We start from the raw sequence: 1,427 nt of genomic DNA on the forward strand, positions 1-1,427 counted from the left end.
AGCCTGAGACCTGATGCCGAGCCGATTGTGGTGAAGTGGATGATCCTATGCTGTCGAGAAAAGCCTCTAGCGAGTTTCATGGCGGCCCGTACCCTAAACCGACTCAGGTGGTCAGGTAGAGAATACCGAGGCGTTCGGGTGAACTATGGTTAAGGAACTCGGCAAAATGCCCCCGTAACTTCGGGAGAAGGGGGGCCACGTCTGGTGATGAGTCTTGCACTCTGAGCTGGGGGTGGCCGCAGAGACCAGCGAGAAGCGACTGTTTACTAAAAACACAGGTCCGTGCGAAGCCGTAAGGCGATGTATACGGACTGACGCCTGCCCGGTGCTGGAACGTTAAGGGGACCGGTTAGTGACCTTTCGGGGTTGCGAAGCTGAGAACTTAAGCGCCAGTAAACGGCGGTGGTAACTATAACCATCCTAAGGTAGCGAAATTCCTTGTCGGGTAAGTTCCGACCTGCACGAATGGCGTAACGACTTCTCGACTGTCTCAACCATAGGCCCGGTGAAATTGCACTACGAGTAAAGATGCTCGTTTCGCGCAGAAGGACGGAAAGACCCCGGGACCTTTACTACAGTTTGATATTGGTGTTCGGTTCGGCTTGTGTAGGATAGGTGGGAGACTGTGAAGCGGCCACGCCAGTGGTTGTGGAGTCGTCGTTGAAATACCACTCTGGTCGTGCTGGATGTCTAACCTGGGTCCGTGATCCGGATCAGGGACAGTGTCTGATGGGTAGTTTAACTGGGGCGGTTGCCTCCCAAAGGGTAACGGAGGCGCCCAAAGGTTCCCTCAGCCTGGTTGGCAATCAGGTGTTGAGTGTAAGTGCACAAGGGAGCTTGACTGTGAGACCGACGGGTCGAGCAGGGACGAAAGTCGGGACTAGTGATCCGGCGGTGGCTTGTGGAAGCGCCGTCGCTCAACGGATAAAAGGTACCCCGGGGATAACAGGCTGATCTTCCCCAAGAGTCCATATCGACGGGATGGTTTGGCACCTCGATGTCGGCTCGTCGCATCCTGGGGCTGGAGTCGGTCCCAAGGGTTGGGCTGTTCGCCCATTAAAGCGGTACGCGAGCTGGGTTTAGAACGTCGTGAGACAGTTCGGTCCCTATCCTCTGTGCGCGTAGGAATATTGAGAAGGGCTGTCCCTAGTACGAGAGGACCGGGACGGACGAACCTCTGGTGTGCCAGTTGTCCTGCCAAGGGCATGGCTGGTTGGCTACGTTCGGGAGGGATAACCGCTGAAAGCATCTAAGCGGGAAGCCTGCTTCGAGATGAGTATTCCCACCTCCTTGAGAGGGTAAGGCTCCCAGTAGACGACTGGGTTGATAGGCCGGATGTGGAAGCCCAGTAATGGGTGGAGCTGACCGGTACTAATAGGCCGAGGGCTTGTCCTCAGTTGCTCGCGTCCACTGTGTTAGTTCTGAAG

At 56.1% G+C, this 1,427-nt stretch carries 1 rRNA gene; it reads left to right on the plus strand.

The features are described from left to right. Positions 1–1,395 (plus strand): 23S ribosomal RNA (locus ACFZCF_RS31945); the annotation flags it as partial. Positions 1,396–1,427: the final 32 nt, after the last annotated feature.

Source organism: Streptomyces sp. NPDC007945 (assembly GCF_042958885.1).
In the GTDB taxonomy this organism is placed as follows: domain Bacteria; phylum Actinomycetota; class Actinomycetes; order Streptomycetales; family Streptomycetaceae; genus Streptomyces.